Raw genomic sequence first — 22303 nt, 5'->3', positions numbered from 1 at the left:
ACTCATCCTCCCTTGACCGATCCCGCAAGCAGCCCGCGCACGAAGTAACGTTGCAGCGAGAAGAACACGATCAGCGGCACGATGATGGTGATGAAAGCCGAGGTCGTGAGGATTTCCCAGTCGCCGCCGCGCGAACCGAGCAGCGCGTTCAGTTTGCCGGTCAGCACAAGCTGGTCGGAGCCGGAGCCCAGGAACACGATGGCCACCAGCAGGTCGTTCCAGACCCAGAGAAACTGGAAGATGGCGAAGGAGGCGAGCACGGGGAAGGACAGCGGCAGCACGATCTTGATGAATATCTCGAAGTCGCTGGCGCCGTCGATGCGCGCCGATTCCATCAGCTCGCGCGGCAGTCCGGCCATGTAGCTGCGCAGCAGGTAGATGGCGAAAGGCAGGCCGAAGCCGGTATGCGCCAGCCAGATGCCGAGATAGGTCTTCGACGGCACACCGAAGAACATGGCGACGCCGTTGTAGAGCTGCAGCAGCGGGATCAGCGCCATCTGCAGCGGCACGACGAGCAGGCCGATGATGACGGCGATAATCAACGCACGTCCCGGAAAGCGCATCCAGGCAAGCGCATAGGCGGCAAAGGCGGCAATCATGATCGGGATGACAGTAGCCGGCACGGTCACCGTCAGCGAGTTCACGAAGGAGCGGCCGATGCCTTCCGAAAACATCACCGTTTTGTAGTTCTCGGTGGTGAAACGCGGCGGCGCGGAGGACTCGTAGTAGACGCGCTGGCCGCGCTTGCCCTCCATCTCGACCGGAGAGGTCATCACGAAGGAGCCGTCCTCGTTGAGCTGCAGCGAGACGCCGTCGCCAAGGTCGGCCACCGCACCGGCTTCGAACTCGGTCGGCGCAGCCGATTTCAGGCCGAAGGCGCTGATCCTGCGCGCCTCGCCGCCCTCGAAGATGTTTCCCTCGAGGACGAACTTGCCGTCCTTCTCTACCTGCGCCGTAGGCGGCGGCAGGCGGCCGGCTTCGGTCTGGCTGGAACTCGAGAAGGCGTTCCACCAACCCGAGGCGATGATCTGGTCCTTGTCGCGCAACGAGGACACCAGGATGCCGAGAGTCGGGATCGTCCAGATGGTGACGAAAACCAGCACGGCGATGTGGACGCCGAAGCGGCCGAGGAAGCTTTTTCCCGTGGCGTTTGCCATCTCAGTGATCCCCCGACTCGCGGTTCGCCTGGCGGATGTTCCAGACCATGATCGGCAGCACAGCCAGCATGATGATGATGGCGATGGTGGCGCCGCGGCCGAAATCGCCGCCGCCACGGAACATCCAGTCGAACATCAGGTTGGCCAGCACCTGGCTGTTCCACTGGCCGTTGGTCATGGTCAGCACGATATCGAAGACCTTGAGCACCAGGATGGTGATCGTCGTCCACACCACGGCGATGGTGCCCCAGATCTGCGGTATCATGATCTTCCAGAAGATCTGGAACGGGTTGGCGCCGTCGATGACGGCCGCCTCGATGGTCTCCTCGGGAATGCCGCGCAGGGCTGCCGACAGGATCACCATGGCAAAACCGGTCTGGATCCAGATCAGGATCACCATCAGGAAGAAATTGTTCCAGAAGGGCAGCGATATCCAGACCTGCGGGCTGCCGCCGAGAAATTGCACGATGGCGTTGAGCAGGCCGATCTGCGTCTGGCCGTCACCCTTGTACTCGTAGATGAACTTCCAGATCACGCTGGCGCCGACGAAGGAGATGGCGAGCGGCAGGAAGATCAGGCTCTTGGCGATGGTACCCCACCAGATCTTGTCGGTCAGGACCGCGATCACCAGGCCGAGGAAGGTGCAGGCCGCCGGCACCACGGCGAGCCAGAGAAGGTTGTTGAAGATCGAGTTGCGGAACTCGCGGTCGCCGAAGGCCCAGGTGTAGTTGGCAAAGCCGACGAAGTCCTCGCCGTTGCGGCCGTGGAAGGAGAGCCAGAGCGTCTGCACGACCGGGTAAATCAGGTAGACGGTCAGGATGATCAGCGCCGGGCCGATGAACAGCCAGGGGCGGATCAGGCCCTGCCGGCGCAGATTGTCGATTGCAGCCGTCCCGGCAACGCCGCGCGAGGGAAAGATCAAGTCGAGGAGACGGTTGGCGCCCCAGAAATAGGCGACCGCGCCGCCGACGCCGACGATGATGGTGATGATGGCCGACAGAATTTGCGCCGCCATGGCTTCCTCCCCTGTTGCCGGACCCGACCGAGCGCCTGGCGCTGCCGGTACGGGCGGCTTGCCGCTTGGATCCGGGCCGCGATGGCCCGGATCTAGACTGTGGACGAGGTAACGCTCGACGCCGTTACTTGATGGCGTCCCAGCTGGTCTGGACGTTGGCCGCCACGTCGGCGGCCGGCTTGCCGCCGACCAGGTCGATCATGCCGGTCCAGAAGGCGCCGGCGCCAATCTTGCCGGGCATCAGGTCCGAGCCATCGAAGCGGAAGGTCGAGGCGTTGACCAGGATTTCACCCTGCTTCTTCAGCGCGTCGTTGGCGTAGGCATCCTTGTTCGCCGTCTTGAGCGGTGTCAGCAGGCCCGACTGCGCCATCCAGATCTCGTGCGCCAGCGGCATCTTCAGGAAGTCGATGAAGGCGCGCGCCGCCTTGGAGTCCTTGGTGATGGAGAACAGCGTGCCGCCGCCGAGCACGGGGTTGCCGAGATCGGCATGAGACGCGAAGGGCGGCAGGTAGAAGAAGTCGGCGTCGACGCCGAGTTCGGTGCCTTCCGGGAAGAAGGACGAGATGAACGATGCCTGGCGGTGCATGTAGCACTTGGGCGGGATCGAGAAGAGACCCTTCGGGCTGTCGCGGAAGTCGGTGGCGGCAACCGCGGCCGCACCGCCGTCGACATATTTGTCGTTGGTCGCGATGTCGGCGAAGATCTGCAGCGCCTCGACGACCGACGGGTCGTTGAACGGGATCTCGTTCTTGGTCCACTTGTCGTAGGTCTCGGGCGACTGCGTGCGCAGCATGATGTCCTCGACCCAGTCGGTCGCGGGCCATCCGGTGGCACCGCCCGAACCAAGCCCGATGCACCATGGCACGCCGCCATCGGCGACGATCTGGTCGGTCAGGGCCTGCATCTCTTCCCAGGTCTTGGGCACTTCGTAGCCGGCTTCCTCAAAATTCTCCGGTACGTACCAGACCAGCGACTTCAGGTCGGCCTTGTAGGGAAAGGCGAAATATTTGTCGGTGCCGTGCTTGTCCTTGTAGGTGCCGAGATCGACCCAGGACTGGCCGGCGCCGTAATTCTCGCGCACGAAGTCGGCAGTGGCGTCGTCAAGCGGGGTGAGCAGGCCTTTCGAGGCGAGATCCTGGATCAGGCCGGGCTGCGGCAGCACGGCAATGTTCGGCGGGCTGCCGGCCTGCGTGTCGATGACGATCTGCTGCTCGTAATTCTCCGAGGATGAGTACTTCAGGTCGACGCCTGTCGCCTCGATGAAATACTCCAGTACCGAACGGACCAGCGCCTCGTCCTCGCCGCGCCACGGACCGAAGATGGTCAGCGTCTCGCCCTTGAGGTCTACGTTCTTGAGCTCGTCGTAGTTCGACCAGGTGAACTTGGAATCCTCGCCCGGCTTGAATTTGAGTTCGGCCGAGGCGGGTGCGGAAAGGGCAAGAGTGGCAAGCGCCACGCCCAGCAATAGGCTCTTTTTCATGATGGTCCTCCCTGTGGATCGCAAGACAAGGCGCGGAACCTCCATTCCGGCCTGCCGACGTGCTTCAACTGAGACCCGGGATCAAACCAATCGCAACGGCTTGAACGCGGGTTCCAAAGCGCTTTGGCTACCTTCATCTCGCCACCATTTGGTGCGCGAGTCAAGCGGCTTGTCTTCACGATTTCTTCCGCGCGCGCAGGTTTGGTGCGCTGCACTATGGTTTTGCGGCGCTGCACGCGCCGTTTTTGCTTCACTCTGCCTGATTTGGCGCTAAACTTGGAACGTAATGCGTGCATGCCACGGGGAGGAAATGCGCAGATGTCTCAAAGCGCTTTGAAGGCGCGGAGGCTGTTTTGAATCTGAAGCAGCTCTCCGACATGCTGGCCCTGTCGCAGACCACGGTGAGCCGTGCGCTGAACGGCTATCCCGAGGTCAGCGAGGAAACGCGTCGGCGCGTCGCAGACGCCGCCAAGCGGCACGGCTACCGGCCCAATCCGAGCGCGCGGCGCCTGGCCACCGGCAAGGCCGGCATGATCGGCTACGTGCTGCCGACAGGGGCCTCGGTCGACATCGACCCGCATTTCGTCGAGTTCCTGTCCGGTCTCGGCGACTATGCGCGCGGCCACGATCTCGACCTCGTGCTCAGCCCCGCCGACGCCAGTGACGAGGAGACAACCTACCGCCGCATAGTCGCCAACAAGCAGGTCGACGCCGTCTATATCTCCTCGCCCTGCCCCGCCGACCGGCGCATTTCGCTGCTCAACCGGCTCGGCATCCCCTTCATCGTGCATGGGCGCAGCGAAGGTCTGGGCTTCGACTACGCCTATGTCGACATCGACAACGAAATGGCCTTCCACGACGCAGCGCGCCTTCTGATCCAGCTCGGCCACACCCGGATCGCACTGATCAACGGCGACATCCGCCAGACCTTCGCGATCTTCCGCCAGCGCGGCGCGCAGCGCGCGCTGGCCGACAGCGGCCTGGCGCTTCCGCCTTCCTCGATCCGCTCGGTGGCGATGACCGAGGAGAACGGCTACCGCGCAGCGCGCAGCCTGCTCCAAAGCGGCACGCCGCCGACGGCCATCATCTGCTCCTCGCTGATCATGTCGCTCGGCGTGGTGCGCGCCATCCGCGACCTCGGGCTCACCGTTCCGGGCGACGTCTCGCTGGTCGCGCATGACGACGTCTTTCCGTGGCTGAGACCGGAGAATTTTTCAGTGCCACTGACGACGACACGCTCCTCAATCCGGCTTGCCGGCCAGCGCATCGCCGAGCGTCTCGCCGCCCGCATCACCGGCAGCGAAAGCGGCTTCGAAGGCGAGGTCTGGCCGGTCGACCTGGTGGTGCGCGCCTCGATCGGCAGCGCACCCTAGTCTACTTGAGCGCTTCGGCGGCAGCCGCGTCGATCAGGCCATAGCCATAGTCAGCATCGCGTCCCGCTTCCCCGAGATCCTTCGCCGTCGCCGACAGCGCCGCCTCGATCCAGTCAGCCGAGCGCTCCGGCGCGGCGTGGATCAGATTTGCGATGGCGCCCGAAACGATGGCCGCGGCGAATGAGGTCCCGGTAACGAGATCCTGGCCGCCGCCAACCGGTGCCATTACGTTGACGCCGGGCGCGGAGACGAAGACGTAGGGCCCGCGATTGGCCTGCTGCATCAGTTCGTCCTTGTCATCGGTTGCGGTTACCGCGATCACGCTGTCATAGGCGGCGGGATAGCCGTACGGGGCCTTGGGGCCGTTGTTGCCCGCTGCCGCCACCAGCACCATGTCGCGTCCGCGCGCCGCGGCGCAGGCGGCCTCAAGCATGTCGTTCTTCGGGCCGACGAAGCTCATGTTGATGATGCGTACGTCCTGCTCTGCCGCCCAGTCGAGCGCCGAGAGGATGATGTCCATGGTCGAGCGGCCACCCTCGAAGGCGCGTGCGTGGTAGATCCTGGAGCCGGGCGCCATGCCCGGCAGGTCGCCGATGCCCGCGATCAGTCCGGCAATGGAAGTCCCGTGGTCGCGCACCGTCACCTCGACACCCGGCATGGCGTCGAAGATGCCCTCGACCACGCCCTTCAGCGCCGGGTGCGTCTCATCGATGGCGGTATCGATGACGGCGATGCGGACATTTTCGCCGCTGGCGCTGTCGGGCCTCAGCGCGATGCGCTGGAAGGCATAGTTCTGCGTGCCGGCCGCCTGCTGCAGGTCGTAGATGGAGTTGGGTACGCGCGCCTGTGTACGGGCGTCGCCGGCAAGCTGTGCGAGCACCAGGCCGACCGGACGGCCGTCCGGAATACCGAAGCGCACGACCGTCGAGCCGAGCAGCGTCGAGACGCGTTGTGAACGGATCTCGAGGCCGAAGGCAGCCGCCAGCGCCGAAACCACGGCCGCGTCGCCATCGACCGTTACCAGCACCTCGTCGGGCACGAATTCGCCGCTGACCGCGACGGGCGCCACGACCGGCGGTGCGGTCGTGAGCGAGCCGGGCGGCGGCGCGGCGGGCGACGACGAATCGGCACCTGCGGTCGCTGCCGGCTCCGATGTCGCTGCCGTATCGGTAGATGCGGGGTCGGCGGGAGATGAGGGCTCGCCCGACGCCGTTTGCGGAAACAGGTCAAAGATCAGTTCGGGGAGCACCACAGCCCCCGGCGCGGCAGTACCGCCATCCGGGCCGCAAACGCCGCCGGCTGCCATGGTCTGGATGCAGTCGAGCTGGTCCTGGGTGATGTTGGGGTCGTTGGTCTGCGCGGAGACAGGCAGGGCGGCCACCAGGACCGCCGCCAAGAATGCAATCAGGAATGCAACGCCTCTAGCCGCCATCGGCCGGTTTCCTCCCGGGAACCACAGTCTCGGCAAAAGGCTGGGCAGCAATAAGGCCGACAATCCTGTCATAATCGGCAGCCGTCACGGCCCCGATACCGATCTTGAAGACGCCCCCTGCAGCGGGTCCGGCAAGCACCGTCGCGCCGTTTTCGGCGAGGAAGGCCGAGACGTCAGCTATCGTCGCCTCCGGTTTGAAGGTGACGAAGACGAACGGCATGTCCGCCGCTTCCTCTGTGCCGGCGATCTCGAAATCGCCGACAGACCCAATGGGCTGCAGCACCGCCTGCACCATCAGCAACGCGATGGCAGCGGCGGCGGCACCCCAGGCGACCGACGAGGGCACGCCCAGAAACCCCTGCCAGAGGCGCGCCAGCGTCGAGGGCGAGGCATGGCGCACCGGGCCCGCCTCGGCGTCGAGCATCCTGTTGAACCGGGCGAGCGCGTCGGCCGGCGGCCGAACCGCCTCGTTGGCGGCCGAAACACCGGAGAACTCGGCCTCGGCCTCGGCCAGCGCATCGGCGGCTGCGGGATCGCTCGCCAGCCATTCCTCGACAGCGGCAAGGTCCTCGCCCTCCAGAGTACCGGTCAGGTAGAAGGGCAGCAGTGTTTCCAGTTCGTCGCGGCGCGACATCTTCGCGGGCTCGCTCATGGCCATCCCCTTTCGAAGCCGGCCGCCTGCAGCGCCTCGCCGAGTTTCTTGCGGGCATAGAACATGCGGGTCTTCACCGTAGCCACCGGAATCGTGAGGATTTCGGCGATCTCTGTAACGGATTTGGCGTGGTAATAGGCAAGGTCGATCACCGAGCGTTGCTCTTCGGGCAAGGCATTTACCATGCCGCGCAGCGCGCCTGCCTTGTTGTCCTTCATGACGGCGACTTCCGGCGTGTCGGCAGTGTCGGGCACGGCTGCCGCATCGGCGTCGTCGATCCATTCTTCCTTGCGCTTGCGCAGATGCGACAGCGCCTTGAAGCGGGCAATGCCGAGCAGCCAGGTCGAAACCTGCGAACGGCCCTCGAAGCCGGGTGCCTGCTTCCAGAGCTCCAGAAAAACTTCATTTGCGATATCGTCTGCCATCGATTCCGATCCCGTCTGGCGCGCCACGAACCGGTAGATCCGGGCGTGGTGGCGCATGAACAGGAGCCGCACGGCAGTTCGATCGCCCTTTGCGACGCGACCGACCAGTTCAAGGTCGGACTGCTGGCTTGGTGCGGCGCTCATGTCTGGCGCGCGGCTCCTAAGCCTCTGTCGCGGCCGGGCTCGAAAAGGTTCACGGGAAACACCCTCTTTTTCTGCCCGTCAGGCTTAACCCATGAAGGTGCAGGGTTCCAACCCCGTATTCCGCAGGGGCAGCCGTCTTGCAGGGCGGCTCGTGGCCTTGATCTACGGCCGCGTCCCTGTTTGCTCGGCGAACTATGCCTCGGCAAGGTCATTTCGCCTTGGCCTGCAATCCATGGATCACGCCTGGGGATAGACCCTGGTGCCTGGGCTGCGGTCCACTGCTATGGTCGATCGGCCCTAGCTGAGGAACGGCTCCCACTTTGTGCCGTGCTTTGTCGAGACCAGTTCCGTTCGGGGCAATTCATTGGTCTCGATAACCGCCACGAATGGATACAGATGGATCCCCCTGACGCGGCTCTGGAAGGGCGTCGAGGGCACAACGGTACGGCGTTCCGGATCAGTGCCCGCAGTTTGGTTCCGGTTGTTGTTCAGCGTATCGGCAAGGCCGTGCACCATGCTTGCAAAGGAACTCCTCTCGCTGTGAATGTCCTCGCATAGATAGACGCCGCCGGGCGCGAGATGGGGTAGCATCTCTTCCATCGAAACCATCTGCTGCTCCGGCAGATGCCCCCCGTCATCGATGACGATATCGACCTTCGGGACCTCGCGACGCAAACCCTGCCAGAAGTCCCGGTCTGCTTGATCGCCGATAAATATTCGGACGTCCGTCGATTCATAGCGTTTGCATGCCGGCTCGATGTCGACGCCAACGATCTTTGCACCGGGGCCGAAATAGTCTTTCCACATCGCCAGGCTGCCCCCGCTAAACACGCCAATTTCAAGCACGGTGGGAGCGGCGTCCCTGAATTTCGAAAAATGCCGGTCATAGATGTCGAAATAGTGCCGCCACTTCCAGATACCGGGGCCGTCGATGTTGCGGTCGAAGAACTCTTCGAGATCATTCTTCGCGGGTCTATTTTCAGACGACTTGAGAGCCGGCCACACCGGGGATGTTGCAAAGCGCTTGCCACGGGCCTGGTTGCCGATCCGCCGTCGGATGGAGCGGGAGAACTTCTTGAACATGGACCTCTGCCCCGAATTGTCTGGCCTCGCATACAGTTTCACCCGGAGATTCGAAGTGGCTGATACGGGCCGCAGACTTTGACGCATGCCACACGAACGTACCCGGCCGGCCAGTCCTATTCCTTGGCCAGCGCCGCATCCACGTCCTTGCCGTGCGGAATGGCCGGCTGAGCGCCCGGTTTCAGGCAGGCGAGAGAGCCTGCGGCCGCGGCGCGTCGCAGCGCCTGTTCGAGCGGCAGCCCGGCCGAAAGCCCTGCGCCAAGATAACCGCAGAAAGTGTCGCCAGCGCCAACCGTGTCGACCGGCATGATCTTCAGCGCAGGTACATTGATATCGCCCTCCGGTGTTGCCGCCAGCACGCCATCGCCGCCCAGCGTCACGATCACGGTGCGGCCAGTCTTTTCGACGAAGGTGCGCATGCGCGCAGCGCGGTCGCCGCCCGCGAGTTCCAGCGCGTCGGCATAGAGGTCGAACTCGGTCTCGTTCGCAACAACGTAGTCGGCAGAGGCCAGGAGGTCGGCGGCGTCGGCGCGGAAAGGTGCCGTGTTGAGCACGCTGATGGCGCCGGCAGCGGTCGCAGTTGCCAGCGCCTTGCGCACCGTGGCGATCGGGATCTCGTGCTGCAGCAGTACGACCTCACCCTTCTTGAGCAGGGCCTTTGTCATATCGCCCGGCAGCACAGTGGCGTTGGCGCCCGGCACCACGGCGATGACGTTTTCGCCCTTCTCGTCGACCAGGATCAGCGCCGTGCCGGTTGCCGCATGGGTCTCGCCGACTCCGGACAGGTCGACCCTGCCCTGCTTGAGACAGGCCAGCGCCTCGGCCGCGAAAGCGTCCTTGCCAACGGCGCCGATCATGCGCACCTGGCCGCCGGCCCGCGCCGCCGCCAGCGCCTGGTTGGCGCCCTTCCCGCCGGGCGCGGTGCGAAAATCGTCGCCGGGCACGGTTTCGCCCGCCGCCGGAAGGCGCGTCACATTGGCGATGAGGTCGAGATTGATGGAGCCGATGACCGTGATCAAGAAGATGCCTCCCGGAAATTTTCCGGGAAGCTAGCCTTTGTCGGCGCCGCTTTCCAGCGGCCATCGCACCAGAAAGCGTCAGGCCGAAAGCTGGCCTGCCTCCCAGCCCAGAATGGCGCGCTTGCGCGTCAGGCCCCAGTGGTAGCCTGTCAGCGCACCCGACTTGCCGAGCGCCCGGTGGCAGGGCACCACGAAGGAGACCGGGTTGGCGCCGACCGCGGCACCCACCGCGCGGCTGGCCGACGGCGAGCCGATCTCTTCGGCGATCGAGGAGTAGGAGCGCGCCTTGCCCATCGGGATCTTCAACAGCGCCTGCCAGACGCGGACCTGGAAGTCGGTGCCGATCATGACGACACGCAGCGGCTGCTCGGCGCGCCAGGTCGACGGATCGAAGATCCTCGCGGCATAGGGCGCGGTGGCCGACATGTCCTCGACATAGGTGGCGTTCGGCCAGCGCCCGGACATGTCGGCGAAGGCGGCACGCTCATCGCCCGGATCGTTGAAGGAGAGGCCGGCCAAGCCACGGTCGGTGACCATCACCAGCGCCACGCCGAAAGGCGACAGATGATAGCCGTAGCGGATGGTGACGCCGTCGCCGCGCATCTTGTAGTGGCCGGGCGACATGGCCTCATGCGTTACGAAGAGGTCGTGCAGGCGGCCCGGACCGGACATGCCGACCTCGTAGGAAGCCTCGAGCAGCGGCAAGCCCTCGTCGAGCAGCCGCCTCGCATGGTCGAGCGTCACGGCCTGCAGAAAGCCCTTCGGCGACAGGCCGGCCCAGCGGGTGAACAGCTTCTGCAGCGCGGTCGGCGTCAGGCCGACATCCGCGGCAAGCGCTTCCAGCGACGGCTGGTCGCGGAAATCGAGGCTGATCTTCTCGATCACCCGGCGCACCGTCTCGTAGTCGCCGCCCGTCGGGGTGATGTCGTTCTCGAGGATCGTCTCGGTTTTGAGTGGCATGTGTGCGTTCATGGCAAAAATCTCCCGTGAACGCCAATATCTTCGCCGGCGGGCCGCTTCTCCACCCGATTCCTGCAGCTCAGGCTCGAATATTTCCAGCTTAACCGCGCTTGGCCCTGGCAAGCGCACCGGAGAAGGCCGAGGCGAAGCTCTCACGGTCGTCCGGGTTGAGGAAACTGCCGATCGGGACGCTTTCGCCACGCGAATCGACAGCCATGCTGGTGATGCCGATCTCGGCATGGCGGGCGACGGAGAAGCGCGACCAGAACGGATTGAAATGGTGCGCCACGGCCCTTCCCGACGGTGCGATCTTGCGGATGTCGAGGCTGGTGCGCGACAACGATACCTCTTCGCGGGCGCGAGCGGCGCGGTAGTTCAGCCGGAAGGCACCGTAGACGAGCAGCAGGTCGAGGCCGAAGAAGCCGAAGACCGGCCAGGCGCCGCGGGCGAGGAAGATCGCCCCGGCGACCAGCCAGATGGCGGCGAGCGTGCCCATCAGCACCATGAAGCCGGTGCGCCCAAGCGAGCGGTGCGGCGTCAGCAGCGCCCGGAAAAAGGGCTCGTCTGGGGCGAGGTTTGTGTCGCTCATGGGCCTCGATTATAGAGGGGCGATGAAAGAACCCAAACAGAAAACCCGCGACAAATTGCGCCTGCGCGACGGCTCCAACGCCAAGCCAAGGCCGCGGCCGAAGCGGCCGTTCTCGCGCTATACGCCGGAGGAGGTCGACGAGATCTTCCGGCGCTTCGCGGTGCAGCGACCGGAACCGAAAGGCGAGCTTGAACACGTCAACGCCTTCACGCTGCTGGTCGCGGTCGTGCTGTCGGCGCAGGCGACGGACGCCGGCGTCAACAAGGCGACGCGGGCGCTGTTTGCCGAAGCCGACACGCCGCAGAAGATGGTGGCACTCGGCGAGGCGGCGGTCGGCGGGCACATCCGCACCATCGGGCTGTGGCGCAACAAGGCGAAGAACGTCATCGCGCTGTCTGAAGCGCTGATCCGCGACCATGACGGCGTTGTGCCGGGCGACCGTGACGCGCTGGTCAAGCTGCCAGGCGTCGGGCGCAAGACGGCCAATGTGGTACTGAACATGGCCTTCGGCCAGCCGACTATGGCGGTCGACACGCACATACTGCGCATAGGCAACCGGATCGGGCTGGCACCCGGCAAGACGCCCGACGAGGTCGAAGCCGGGTTGGTGCGCATCATCCCGGACAAATACATGCGCCATGCGCACCACTGGCTGATCCTGCACGGGCGCTATGTCTGCAAGGCGCGTCGGCCCGAATGCGAGCATTGCGTGATCGCTGACATCTGCAAGGCGGCGGTCAAGACCAGCGCGATACCGGCCCCGCTGGTCGAACTGGCACCTGTTCCCGAAATAGTGGCCGCGGCGGCTCAGTAGCCCACGCCGCGCGCCATCATGGCGGCGAAGGCGAGAACCAGGGCGAGGAAGGCGATTTCACCCTTGATCCAGGTGCGCACGGCGAAAATCTCGTCGTCCGGGACCGTCGCCAGTTCGGCACGTCGCCAGGCGAGAATACGCATGGTTGGCCGGATCGACAGCAGGGCGACGATCACGAAGGCAATCATCTTGCCCCAGAAAGCATGGTTGGAGATGTAGAATTCCCACCCCTTCAGGCCGAAAACGACCCGGCAAATGCCGACCGCCACAACCGCCATGGCAACTCCGCCATAGGCGCTATCTATCCGGCCGAGCAGCCCCAGCGTCGGCCCGGAGAGGCCCGGCCTTATCAACACCAGTTCAGCGGCAAGGATTCCGGCCAGCGAAAACACCAGCAGATGGTGCGCAATTGCAAGTAAAAGATCGACGACATGCATAGCGGCCCCCCTCGGACACAACCTATACTCAACCTAAGTTGGCTGTGCTGCAACACGCTTTCAAGCCTGGCCCTGCAGCTTGTCGGCACAGCGCCCTATACTGGCTCTTGTCCGGCGGCGCGTATTTGCTAATCGAATGACGACGTCGCCGGAGAATGCCTTTGATGACCAAGTTCACGCAAGCTCCCGTCATCGAGACCGAGCGGGTAATCCTCAGACCGCACAGGCTTGAGGATTTCGACGCCTACCAGGCGATGTGGACGGATCCGAAGGTGACGCGATTCATCGGCGGGCGGGCACACACGCGCGAGGAGTCGTGGGTCCGGTTCCTGCGCCACACCGGCACCTGGTCAATGCTCGGCTACGGCTACTGGGCGATCGAAGCCAAGGCCGGCGGCGCCCTCGTCGGCGAGGCTGGCTTCCAGGATATGAAGCGCAGCATCGAGCCGTCGATCGAAGGCATCCCGGAGGCCGGCTGGGCGCTGGCGCCTGCCTTCCAGGGGATCGGGCTTGCCACGGAAGTGATCGGCCGCGCCGCGGCCTGGATCGACGCCAACCTCGGCGGCAGGACCGTCTGCATCATCGCCCCGGACAATGCCGCATTCATCAAGGTCGCGCAGAAATGCGGCTACCGGGAAGTGCTCGCAACCAGCTATCACGACAAGCCGATTGTCCTGTTCGAACGTGCCGTCTTCTCAGACTAGGCCTTCGTCTGGCCGGTTCCTCCAAGCATCTCAATCGCACCGACAAGCACCTTGTTCTGCCGGCGAACGGCTGCCCTGAGGTCGGCAATCGGCATGGCGTCCTGCTTCACGAACTCGGTGAACATCATGTTCATGTTGTTGAAGATGATCTCGCCGGTGGCGCGGGTGTCGGCGTCGAGCCGCACCAGGCCGAGGCGCTTCAGCCGGTCGACGAGTTCGCAGGTCTGGTCGACAAGCGCGCGATCGAGCGCCGAATAGGTCTGCCCGAACGGACTGTCCGGCTGCTGCATCGAGGTCGCCATGGCCTGCCGCCACATCGCCTTGCTGAGATAGATCAGCGAATGCTCGAAATAGATGCCGAGCAGCGTATCAACGGCGTCGCCGACGTTGGCGGGCGGGGTGGCAACGACGCCACGCCCGGCGTTCAGCACCTCGTTGACCTCCATCGAGACGATGGCGACGAGAATGTCGCCCTTGTTGCGATAGTAGTTGTAGATCGTGCCGACCGAGACCTCGGCCGCAGTCGCGATCGCCTCGATCTTGGCACCCTCGTAGCCGGCTTCGCGAAACAGTTCGGCCGCTGCCTCGAGGATGCGGCGGTGCCTGTCAGCCTTGTGTTTTGCGCGTAATCCGACCATGCGCGGCGAGACTGCCTCGGAATCGGAATTGACTCAAGTTTGTAATTGGTTCAGTTTTTTTGCAACCGCCGGAAAGGCACCGGGAACACAGGAGACCTACGACCATGAACAAGCTTGCAAACCTGAAGAACATTGCCCGCGCCGCGGGCCTTGGATCGGCCGCTCTTGCGCTTATTTCCGCCTCGCCGGCCTTGGCGAAGGACCTCAACGCGCTGATCTGGTGCGACCATGCCGACCCGGCGCTGCTGCAGCCCTTCGAGGAGGCCAACGGCATCAAGGTCAACGTCAAGGAGTTCGAGGGCACCGGCGCGGGTCTGGCCATCGTCGAGCAGTCGCAGCCCGGCGACTGGGACGTCATGGTGATCGATTCCATCGACATTCCGCGTGGCGTCGAGAAAGGCCTGTTCGAGCCGTTACCGGAAGACCAGCTGCCCTTCGGCGACCTCTTCGCGGAAGTGAAGATGGACGGCGCGACCATGGTTGACGGCAAGCGCTACGGCATTACCGAAAAATTCGGCTACAACACGATCGGCTTCAACAATACCAAGGTCGATCCGGCCGACATGCAATCGATGGCCTCCCTCACTGACGACAAGTACAAGGGCCGCATCGCAATCTACGACTACTACCTGCCGGTGATCGGCATGGCAGCTATGTCGATCGGAAAGAAGACGGCAGAGCTGACCGAGGCCGACCTGCCGGCCATCAAGGACGTTCTCCTCAAAATGAAGGCCAACGCCAAGCTGGTCGGCGAAGTCGTCGCCAGCCAGACCGCACTTGCCACCGGCGAGGTCGACATTCTGGTCGGCGGTGGCGAATGGGTGACGGCCGGACTGGCAAAGGAGAACCCGGCGCTCGACTTCTCGATCCCGCAGGAGGGTGCGGTGCTGTGGTCGCAGTCGCTCGCCATGTTCGCCGACTCCGAGAACAAGGAGATGGCGCTGAAGTTCATCCAGTACATCATGAGCCCCGAGGGCCAGGCGCGCCTCGCCACTTCTTCCTGCTACTGGGGCATGCCGGCCAACACCAAGGCGGCACTCAGCGACGACGAGAAGAAGACGCTGCGTTTCGACGAACAACCCGAGTTCCTGGCGCGCGCCCAGAGCTACCCGTCGCCCGACGCCGACCTCGACAAGAAGATGCAGGACGTCTGGACAGAGATGCTGCAGGCACAATAAATAGGGCCTGTGAGCACGTCATTTGGAAGCCCATCCAGTCGGGCGCCTGGCTGGGCACTGGTAACGCCGGCGCTGCTGTGGACGGTCTGCTTCTTCGTACTGCCTTTCGTCGCGATGGGCGTGCTGAGCTTCATGCAGCACGGCGGCGACGGCAGTGCCTCGTTCGATAACTACCGGCAGTTCTTCGACAATCCGAGCTACTGGCGGGCGATGGTCAATTCGCTCGAAGTGACACTCACCGTCACGGCCATCTCGGTGCTGCTTGCCTACCCCTTTGCCTGGATCCTCGCCGAAGTCGTGCCGCTGAGGCTGCAGCGGCTGGCGCTGATGCTCGCCGTGCTGCCCTTCTGGACCTCCTACGTTGTGCGGTCCTACAGCTGGCTGCTTGTGCTTTCGGAGAACGGCGTCGTCAACAAGGCGCTGACCGGTTCCGGCCTGCTGTCTGACCCCGTCCAGCTCGCCAACAGCCGGGCCGGCACGGTCATCGGCTTCGTCCATTTCTTCGTCATGCTCCTGACACTCACCATCTTCGCCAACCTCAAGCAATTGTCGCCCAGCTATCGCAAGGCGGCCGCCGATCTCGGCGCCGGACCGCTGCGCACCTTTCTGCACGTCATCCTGCCGCTGACGCTGCCCGGCATCATGGTCGGCGCCTTCCTGACCTTCGTGCTGTGCATCGGCGACTACATCACGCCGCAGATCCTCGGCGGCAACAACGAGCTGCTGATGCCGCAGCTGATCATGATGCAGATCGGCCGACGGGGCGATTTCCCGCTCGCCTCGGCACTCGCCATCATCCTGATGGTGGTCGTCACCATCGCCTACCTGTTCTGCGCCCGCTGGCTCAAGCTGGAGCGGAGCTGAGCGATGCGGGTGCTGGGCAAGTTGCTGGTCGCCGTTTACGGGCTCGCCGTCTACGCCTTCATCTTCCTGCCGGTCGTCGTGCTGGTGCTGTTCTCGCTGCAGGCGACGTCCTTCCCCATCCCGCCATTCACCGGCCCGTCGCTGCGCTGGTACGAGGCGGTGCTCGGGGATACGCGGCTGACCTCGGCGCTGGTCAACTCGGTCATGGTGGCAGTCATCTCGTCCGCGCTGGCTGTCGGGCTCGGGTTCCTTTCAGCCTGGGGCTTCGCCCGCTACCACCTGCCGCGCGCCGCCCTGCTGCGCGGTCTGATCACGCTGCCGCTTACCGTCAGCTATCTGATCATCGGCATGGGCATCCTGATCCTCTTCAACTCCGCCGGCATCCCGAAGTCGCTGGCCGCCGCCGGCATCGGCCATGTGGTGATCAACCTGCCGCTCTGCTTTGCCATCATCTACAGCCAGATGGGCGACAACCAGGTCAATCTCGAGCGCGCCGCGCGCGACCTCGGCGCGCCGGAATGCAAGGTGCTGTTCCTGATCAGCGTGCCCGTCATGTGGCCGGCGATCTTCGCCAGCTTCTTCCTGTCGATGACCTTTTCCTGGGACGAGTTCGTCATCTCGTTCCTGCTCACCCGCTTCGACACCACCTTGCCTGTCGAGATCTGGAACCTGCTGCGCTCCGGGCTCAACCCACGCACCAACGCCATCGGCTCGCTGGTCTTCGGCGTCTCGGTAGTGCTGGCCATCCTGTTCGAACTCATCCTGCTGCGAAGGAACCGCGCATGACCGGGCCCCTCGTTGAAATCCGCCAGCTGTCGCACAGCTTCGGCACGCACAGAGCGCTCGACGAGATTGCGCTCAATGTCGAGCCGGGCAGCTACACGGTGCTACTCGGCCCCTCCGGTTCGGGCAAGACGACACTGCTCTCCATCCTCGGCGGCTTTCTCGCGCCGCAGGAGGGCCGCGTCTTAATCCGCGGCGAAGACTGCACCGCCACGCCGCCGGCCCGACGGCCGACAGCAACCGTGTTTCAGGACTACGCGCTGTTTCCGCATCTGAGCGTCGGCGACAATGTCGGCTTCGGTCTGAGGATGCGCGGCGTCGGCCGTTCGAGGCGGAACGCCAAGGTGCGCGAGACGCTCGCCATGGTCGGCCTTGCCGACGCCTATTCCAAGAAGCCGCACCAGCTGTCGGGCGGCCAGCGCCAGCGCGTGGCCCTTGCCCGCGCGCTCGTCGTCGAGCCTGCCGTGCTGCTGCTCGACGAGCCGCTCGGCGCGCTCGACCTGAAGTTGCGCCGCCAGATGCAGGACGAGTTGAAGGCCCTGCAGAAACGCGTCGGCACCGCCTTCATTCATGTCACGCACGACCAGGAAGAGGCGATGGCGCTCGCCGACCATTGCGTCGTGATGAACCAAGGCCGCATCGAGGACCAGGGGCCGCCCGAGCGCGTCTATTCGCGACCCGCCTCGCGCTTCACCGCCACCTTCATGGGCGAGAGCACATTGCTGACCGGAAAGGTGCAGGATCTCGGCATGGACGAGATCAGCGTCGCCACCGAAGTCGGCCCGGTCGCCATCTCGGCGTCGGGCGAACCGGGTTTCGACGTGACGCTGGCGATCCGGCCTGAGCACATCACGCTGGTCGATGTGCCGCCCTCGGTGGCGCTCGGCGAAGCCAAGGTCACCGACGTAGTGTTCCAGGGCAGTTTCAAGCGGCTTCTCGCCGTCTCGGACAAGAACCCCGAGGTGACCTTCATCGTCAAGGTGCCGTCGAACCGCCCGGTCTCGGTCGGCGACACCGTCGAGCTGTTCTGCCCGGCCGCCGACATGATCCTGATGTCGCGCTGACACGATGGAAGCGCCGATCCCGCACCGCCACTGGTACGAGACGCTTCGCATGGCCGACAGGGTCACGCTGATCCACGAGCCGTGGATCCAGCCCTTCTTCCGCTGCAATATCTGGCACGTGCGCGGCCGCGACCGCGACCTGCTGTTCGATACCGGGCTCGGCCATGTCAGCCTGCGCCGACACGTGCCGCTGGTTGCGGAACGACCGCTCGTCTGCGTCGCCAGCCATACGCATTTCGACCATATCGGCTGCCACCACGAATTTCCCGACCGCTGCGTGCACGCCGCCGAGGCCGCGATCCTTGCCGATCCGCGCAACGACTGGACGCTCGCCGACCGCTACGCCACCGACGAGATGTTCATCTCCTCGCCCGAAGGCTGGGACGCGTCGCGGTACCAGATACCGGCTGCGCCTGCCGGCCGCATCCTCGAGGCCGGCGACGTCGTCGATCTCGGCAACCGCGCCTTCGAGGTGATCCACACGCCGGGCCATTCGCCGGGCGGCATCGCATTATTCGAGAAGAAGACCGGCACGCTGCTGTCGGGCGACATCGTTTATGACGGGCCGCTGATCGACGATGCCTACCACTCGGACGCCGGCGACTATCTGGCGACGCTGGAGCGCATGCGCGACCTGCCGGTTGCAATCGTGCATGGCGGGCATTTTCCGAGCTTCGGAGCGACCCGCTACCGCCAGCTCATCGACGAGTACCTGGCGCACAAGCGCATGCCCGGCTGCCACCTGTAGATTTGTCCGCCGCCGACGCGCAGAGTGATATGGCACTGCCGAGAGGAGATTCTGCCATGACCAAGGATACTGCGCTGATCGTCGGCGTCGGCGACGGACTCTCCGCATCGCTCGCGCGCCTGCTGTCCCGTGAGGGATACGGGCTGGTTCTCGCCGCACGCAACACCGGCAAGATCTCAGCACTCGCCGAGGAGACTGGTGCTGCAACCATCGCCTGCGACGCCTCCAAGCCCGCCGATGTCGCCACCCTCTTTGCCGGAACGCCGGCGCCGCTCCGGATCGTCATCTACAACCCCTCGGCGCGGCAGCGCGGGCCGGTCGCCGAGCTCGATCCCGAGGAGGTCAGGCGGTCGATCGAGGTCACCGCTTACGGCGCCTTCCTGGTCGGACAGGCGGCAGCGCGCACCATGCTTGCGCAGGAGCCCGAAGACGGCGTGCGCGGCACCATCCTGTTCACCGGCGCTTCGGCGGGCGTGAAGGGGTTCCCGCAGTCGGCGCCCTTCGCCATGGGCAAGTTCGCGCAACGCGGCCTGTCGCAGTCGATGTCGCGCGAACTCCATCCGCAGGGCATCCACGTCGCCTGGGTCAATATCGACGGCGGCATCCGCAATCGCGAGCGTAGCGAAGCCGCCGACAAGCCGGACTCCATGCTCGACCCGGACGCGATCGCGCAGAATTACCTGGCGCTGATCCGCCAGAACCGCTCCACCTGGTCGGAAGAACTGTCGATCAGGCCCTGGGTCGAGCGCTTCTAGGAATCCCCGTCGCGCCCTATCCTGTTGTCAGCAGGCCGCGCAGCGCGAACAGGAGCAGGGCAAGAACGATCGCGAGATTCAGCACGCGATAAACGACGCGGTTGCGCCCTTCGGCGGAACGCTTCGCCAGCCATCTATCCATAGTCGAACCTCTCGGACAGAATCTGGCCGGCCGGCACGCCCATGCCGATCAGCGCTGTCTCTACAACCTCCATCATCGCCGGCGGGCCGCACAGAACGTAAAGCCATTGGCGGGCTTCGGCGCTGTCGAATACCTCGCGGATCAGGTCGCCGTCGCACATGCCAGTTCGCCCGGTCCAACCCTCCGGCGGCTCGTAGAGCGCATGCACGACCCGCGTTCCATGTTCACGGGTGAGCGTCTCCAGCTCCTCCCTGCAGGCAATCTGCTCCGCGACGCGGTTGCCGTAGACGAGTGTCGTCGGGCGCGTGTCTCCCTCGTAATGCAATTGGCGCAGGATGCCGATCAGCGGCGCGATGCCGACGCCACCAGCGATCAGGGCGATGCCGGGCTCCTTGCGGCCGGTGACCACCAGATTGCCGTGCGGCCCGTCGACATGGGCATGCGTTCCGGGCGCGATGGCGCCCACTGTCCTGGTGAAGTCGCCGAGTTCCTTGATGATGAACTGAAGCCGGTTGCCCGAGGCGGGAGCCGAGCTGATGGAGAAGGGATTTTCCGCCAGCGACGCCGCGCCGTGCCCAATATTCAGCCAGACGAACTGCCCTGCCTGGTAGCGCAGCCCCTTGTGCCCCTGTGGCGCTATCGTGACCTCCCAGGTCTTCAGGCCGACCTTGCGCACCCGCTCGACTACCCAGGGCGACAGGCGCTTCAACGCCGGCTTGACCAGATACACGAAGAGCAGCGATGCCAGCGCGATTGCAAACAGCCCTTTCCAGACGCCAGCCAGCAGCGGGTCCTGGCTGTAGCGCCCGGCGTGGAGCGTGTGGTGCAGGAGCAGGCCGGCAATGAGTGCTGCGCCGATGCCGTGCATCAGCCGCCAAGTCTCGTAGCGATAGTCGAGCCGGCTCCGGCCGATTGCCAGCAGCACCAGGACCGGCAGCAGCAGCCAGGCGAACAGGCCAGTGGAATAGGCGGAAAAATCGTCGCTCAGCGTCAGTTGCCGCGTTGTGTCCCACGGATAGGCCGGCTTGGTCGGTGCGCTGTAGAGGAAGGGATGGACCAGTGCCAACGCCAGCGCGCTGCGCGCCAGCAGCTGGTGAAACCGCATCGTCACGTCCATGCCGATGCGATTCGACACCGTGCGGAAGCGTCCCGAAAGCAGGAACTCCGCCAGCACGATCGCAAATGCGAGCATGCCTGCGCCGGAGGCCAGCTCGTCCCAGAGGGAGCGGGGCGGACGCCCGCCGGCCCAGCTCAGGCCAAGCGGCAGCAGCACGATCAGGAGGTAGAGGGCAATCAGGAGCCGCGGATTCATGGTCCGTCGTCGATCCTCCGCTTCGGGTATTTGGTCTACCGTCACGTCGCTGGACGGTCGCGCCGGTACTGCGTGTGAACTTCAGGCTAGCACATCCTCCCGTCTCTCTCGTGCAAAGGCATTGATCCCGCGCAATGGCGGCAAGGTCTGCCCGGATTTCCCGTGCTTCAGAGGGGCTTGCATGGTTAGCGCGCCGTTAACCCGGCGGCAAAAATGCCGGCACGATGCTTAGACCCGTAGCAAGCCCGATCTGATAAAGCACGGCACTATGGCGTTGCCCGCCATGCGCGCAGGAGACCAGACTGATGCAGATCGACAAGACAGGTTCGGCCATACTGACCATTCTCGGCAGCCGCGGCCCGGCGCCGGACCGGCCCACGGCCGGCGCTGGCCTCGCCAGCCTGTCCAACCAGCAGGCGAGTTCCCGCCTTGGCATCCGGCCGGGCGAGATCGGCGGCCAATACCGGCCGATCTACGAGGCGAACACCCGCACGGTCGAGAGGGAGGCTTTTGAAACGCGCGCGGTCGCACGCACGCAGGACATCTTCGAGGAACGCGAGGTCATCGGCAGCGAGGACATCTTCGAGGATCGTGACATCACCGAGACGCGCGACATTTTCGAGACGCGCGCCGTGTTCGAAGCACGCGACGTCTGGGCAGCAGAAGTCCAGGGCAGCAAGCGGCTCGACGACAAGAAGGGCCTGAGCGACGCCAAGATCGACACCGGCGCCGACTTTTCCGTGACCGTCGGGAACGGCGAGAAGGCGATCGTGACCTTCGCGTCGTCGTCGCGCATCAGCGTGACCCAGGGCGGCGTGACGCAGAACTTCGCCTACGACAACACCAGTGGATCGCTGGCCAGCGCGCTGGTTTCGGCGCTCGACAGCGTGGGCGGCCTCGACGCCTCGATCGACAGCAACGGCAAACTCAGCCTGCAGGCCGCCGGACAGACTTCGCTGACCATTGCCGACGTCGCAAACGGGTTTCTCGACTTTTCGCGCAGTCCACTCGACAAGCTCGGCCTTGTCGCCGGAACGACGCAGGCTCAGGTGATCGGCACCGAGCAGGTCCAGGTCGGCACCGAGCAGGTGGTCATCGGCAGCGAAACGGTGGTCGTCGGGATCGAGCGCGTCAAGACGGGCGAACACCAAGTCGTACTCGGCGTCGAGTGGGTAAAGACCGGGGAACAGCTCGTCGCGATTGGCAGGGAGCAGGTCAGGACCCGCACGGTTACGCAGGAAATCGTCGGCGACAAGAATCTCGTAGGCCTCGAGGATACCGGCCAAGCCGGCGGACTCGGCGCCCTCAACCTGCTCGACAGGCTGGCGAGCGGCGCCCTTCCTGCCGGCTACCTGGAGGCACTGTTTTCTCCGCTCGACGCCAATGACGAGGCGAAGGCGGCTGACGCAAAGGCCCTCGAGGCCTATCGCGCGGTCAGCGACGATGCCTGGTCCATGCCGGCCTCGCGAGATGACGGCAAGACGGCCCGCTGGACCTCCTCGGGCGACGACGCGTAACGCGGCTCCTCGCCCAAA

The 22303-nt window shown here is 64.7% G+C and carries 24 protein-coding genes; 10 read left to right on the top strand and 14 right to left on the bottom strand.

Annotated features, from left to right (window positions below; translation table 11 throughout):
- Positions 1-2 precede the first annotated feature (2 nt).
- From ACT2BZ_RS10400 to ACT2BZ_RS10390, 3 genes are all read right to left on the bottom strand, one after another.
- Positions 3-1157, bottom strand: a complete 1155-nt coding sequence (locus tag ACT2BZ_RS10400) for a carbohydrate ABC transporter permease (RefSeq protein ID WP_457940889.1) — start codon at positions 1155-1157, stop codon at positions 3-5.
- Between the two features lies 1 nt (position 1158).
- Positions 1159-2172 carry a carbohydrate ABC transporter permease gene (locus tag ACT2BZ_RS10395; protein WP_457940888.1) on the bottom strand — a complete coding sequence of 338 codons (1014 nt, stop codon included), beginning with the start codon at positions 2170-2172 and terminating at the stop codon, positions 1159-1161.
- Positions 2173-2296: 124 nt separating this feature from the next.
- Positions 2297-3652, bottom strand: coding sequence for an ABC transporter substrate-binding protein (locus tag ACT2BZ_RS10390; RefSeq protein ID WP_457940886.1), 1356 nt, complete (start codon positions 3650-3652; stop codon positions 2297-2299).
- Between the two features lie 353 nt (positions 3653-4005).
- On the opposite strand from ACT2BZ_RS10390, the gene ACT2BZ_RS10385 reads away from it, so the two are divergent.
- Complete coding sequence (locus ACT2BZ_RS10385) at positions 4006-5025, top strand: substrate-binding domain-containing protein (protein WP_457940885.1); 1020 nt, start codon at positions 4006-4008, stop codon at positions 5023-5025.
- A 1-nt stretch (position 5026) separates the two neighbouring features.
- On the opposite strand, the gene ACT2BZ_RS10380 is transcribed toward ACT2BZ_RS10385, so the two are convergent.
- From ACT2BZ_RS10380 to ACT2BZ_RS10350, 7 genes are all read right to left on the bottom strand, one after another.
- Positions 5027-6457 carry a S8 family serine peptidase gene (locus tag ACT2BZ_RS10380; RefSeq protein WP_457940884.1) on the bottom strand — a complete coding sequence of 477 codons (1431 nt, stop codon included), beginning with the start codon at positions 6455-6457 and terminating at the stop codon, positions 5027-5029.
- The gene (locus ACT2BZ_RS10375) at positions 6447-7109 is read right to left on the bottom strand and encodes an anti-sigma factor (protein ID WP_457940883.1); all 663 of its coding nucleotides are present in this window, start codon (positions 7107-7109) and stop codon (positions 6447-6449) included. Before ACT2BZ_RS10375 ends, ACT2BZ_RS10380 begins: the two co-directional genes overlap by 11 nt.
- Positions 7106-7678, bottom strand: a complete 573-nt coding sequence (locus ACT2BZ_RS10370) for a sigma-70 family RNA polymerase sigma factor (protein WP_457940882.1) — start codon at positions 7676-7678, stop codon at positions 7106-7108. Before ACT2BZ_RS10370 ends, ACT2BZ_RS10375 begins: the two co-directional genes overlap by 4 nt.
- A gap of 297 nt (positions 7679-7975) precedes the next feature.
- A complete protein-coding gene (locus tag ACT2BZ_RS10365) occupies positions 7976-8761 on the bottom strand; it encodes a class I SAM-dependent methyltransferase (protein ID WP_457940881.1) in 786 nt (261 codons plus the stop codon).
- Positions 8762-8877: 116 nt separating this feature from the next.
- Positions 8878-9780 (bottom strand): ribokinase, encoded by a 903-nt coding sequence (locus ACT2BZ_RS10360; RefSeq protein WP_457940880.1) that lies wholly within the window; start codon positions 9778-9780, stop codon positions 8878-8880.
- 78 nt (positions 9781-9858) lie between these two features.
- Entirely contained in the window at positions 9859-10752 is an 894-nt protein-coding gene (locus ACT2BZ_RS10355; RefSeq protein ID WP_457940879.1) for a methylated-DNA--[protein]-cysteine S-methyltransferase, read from the bottom strand.
- Between the two features lie 88 nt (positions 10753-10840).
- Positions 10841-11329 carry a DUF2244 domain-containing protein gene (locus ACT2BZ_RS10350; protein WP_457940878.1) on the bottom strand — a complete coding sequence of 163 codons (489 nt, stop codon included), beginning with the start codon at positions 11327-11329 and terminating at the stop codon, positions 10841-10843.
- A gap of 22 nt (positions 11330-11351) precedes the next feature.
- Between ACT2BZ_RS10350 and nth the strand changes: the two genes are divergently transcribed.
- Positions 11352-12143: an endonuclease III gene (gene nth / locus ACT2BZ_RS10345; protein WP_457940877.1), complete on the top strand. Its 792-nt coding sequence runs from the start codon at positions 11352-11354 to the stop codon at positions 12141-12143.
- Here the strand turns inward: nth and ACT2BZ_RS10340 are convergent.
- Positions 12137-12580, bottom strand: a complete 444-nt coding sequence (locus tag ACT2BZ_RS10340; RefSeq protein WP_457940876.1) for a DUF2214 family protein — start codon at positions 12578-12580, stop codon at positions 12137-12139. The two genes, nth and ACT2BZ_RS10340, sit on opposite strands and share 7 nt — an antisense overlap.
- Before the next feature lie 164 nt (positions 12581-12744).
- Here ACT2BZ_RS10340 and ACT2BZ_RS10335 point away from each other — a divergent pair, with 164 nt between their 5' ends.
- Positions 12745-13284 carry a GNAT family N-acetyltransferase gene (locus tag ACT2BZ_RS10335; protein WP_457940875.1) on the top strand — a complete coding sequence of 180 codons (540 nt, stop codon included), beginning with the start codon at positions 12745-12747 and terminating at the stop codon, positions 13282-13284.
- Here ACT2BZ_RS10335 and ACT2BZ_RS10330 read toward each other — a convergent pair.
- On the bottom strand, positions 13281-13922 hold the full coding sequence (locus tag ACT2BZ_RS10330) for a TetR/AcrR family transcriptional regulator (protein ID WP_457940874.1): 642 nt from the start codon (positions 13920-13922) through the stop codon (positions 13281-13283). The genes ACT2BZ_RS10335 and ACT2BZ_RS10330 overlap by 4 nt on opposite strands.
- Positions 13923-14026: 104 nt before the next feature.
- On the opposite strand from ACT2BZ_RS10330, the gene ACT2BZ_RS10325 reads away from it, so the two are divergent.
- Genes ACT2BZ_RS10325 through ACT2BZ_RS10300 form a run of 6 tightly spaced genes read left to right on the top strand, consistent with a single transcriptional unit; the run spans position 14027 to position 19314 of the window.
- On the top strand, positions 14027-15100 hold the full coding sequence (locus ACT2BZ_RS10325) for a polyamine ABC transporter substrate-binding protein (RefSeq protein WP_457940873.1): 1074 nt from the start codon (positions 14027-14029) through the stop codon (positions 15098-15100).
- A 9-nt stretch (positions 15101-15109) separates the two neighbouring features.
- The gene (locus tag ACT2BZ_RS10320; RefSeq protein WP_457940872.1) at positions 15110-15964 is read left to right on the top strand and encodes an ABC transporter permease; all 855 of its coding nucleotides are present in this window, start codon (positions 15110-15112) and stop codon (positions 15962-15964) included.
- Between the two features lie 3 nt (positions 15965-15967).
- Positions 15968-16750 (top strand): ABC transporter permease, encoded by a 783-nt coding sequence (locus ACT2BZ_RS10315; protein WP_457940871.1) that lies wholly within the window; start codon positions 15968-15970, stop codon positions 16748-16750.
- Entirely contained in the window at positions 16747-17811 is a 1065-nt protein-coding gene (locus ACT2BZ_RS10310) for an ABC transporter ATP-binding protein (RefSeq protein WP_457940870.1), read from the top strand. The genes ACT2BZ_RS10315 and ACT2BZ_RS10310 overlap by 4 nt, the downstream gene beginning before the upstream one ends.
- 4 nt (positions 17812-17815) lie before the next feature.
- The gene (locus ACT2BZ_RS10305; protein ID WP_457940869.1) at positions 17816-18559 is read left to right on the top strand and encodes an MBL fold metallo-hydrolase; all 744 of its coding nucleotides are present in this window, start codon (positions 17816-17818) and stop codon (positions 18557-18559) included.
- Positions 18560-18615: 56 nt separating this feature from the next.
- Entirely contained in the window at positions 18616-19314 is a 699-nt protein-coding gene (locus ACT2BZ_RS10300; protein WP_457940868.1) for an SDR family NAD(P)-dependent oxidoreductase, read from the top strand.
- A gap of 16 nt (positions 19315-19330) precedes the next feature.
- Here the strand turns inward: ACT2BZ_RS10300 and ACT2BZ_RS10295 are convergent, their stop codons facing one another.
- Complete coding sequence (locus ACT2BZ_RS10295; RefSeq protein ID WP_457940867.1) at positions 19331-19456, bottom strand: hypothetical protein; 126 nt, start codon at positions 19454-19456, stop codon at positions 19331-19333.
- Entirely contained in the window at positions 19449-20768 is a 1320-nt protein-coding gene (locus tag ACT2BZ_RS10290; RefSeq protein WP_457940866.1) for a ferredoxin reductase family protein, read from the bottom strand. Before ACT2BZ_RS10290 ends, ACT2BZ_RS10295 begins: the two co-directional genes overlap by 8 nt.
- Positions 20769-21073: 305 nt before the next feature.
- Here ACT2BZ_RS10290 and ACT2BZ_RS10285 point away from each other — a divergent pair, with 305 nt between their 5' ends.
- Positions 21074-22285, top strand: coding sequence for a hypothetical protein (locus ACT2BZ_RS10285; protein WP_457940865.1), 1212 nt, complete (start codon positions 21074-21076; stop codon positions 22283-22285).
- Positions 22286-22303: the final 18 nt, after the last annotated feature.

Source organism: Mesorhizobium sp. 10J20-29 (assembly GCF_054130485.1).
The sequence above is the reverse complement of the archived record's forward strand: the minus strand, read 5'-3'. Positions and strand labels throughout refer to the sequence as shown.